Genomic DNA, 381 nt, shown 5'->3' on the forward strand with positions numbered 1-381 from the left:
CGATAGATTTAAGAACACTCTACCACGGGCGGAACGTCCTATTAACAATTATGATATTGTTTTTCAGCGTAAAGAGGCTAATGGTACAACTAGAATATTGATGGGAGATTTGATAGGGCTGGCGATTCGTATTTTGAGATCCAGAGACGATATTCGAAATATGTTTGCAAGCTCTTATGAATATGTCTTTGTTGATGAGTTTCAAGATACAACGAACGAACAATACACATTGCTAAAATTGATGTTTCAGAATACCGCTACAAAAGTCTTGGCAGTTGGAGACCTGAATCAGAGTATTATGTTGTGGGCCGGAGCAAGGCAAACGATATTCAAAGATTTTTTAAATGAGTTTTCGGCACAGAGCAAGTTACTAGTAAAGAA

General features: G+C 37.5%; 1 protein-coding gene. It reads left to right on the plus strand.

Going from position 1 to position 381, the window contains the following annotated elements:
* Positions 1–100: 100 nt before the first annotated feature.
* The coding region (locus A3729_RS14465) for a UvrD-helicase domain-containing protein (RefSeq protein ID WP_231877442.1) at positions 101–381 on the plus strand (281 nt) is incomplete at its 3' end.

This window comes from Oleiphilus sp. HI0043 (assembly GCF_001634935.1).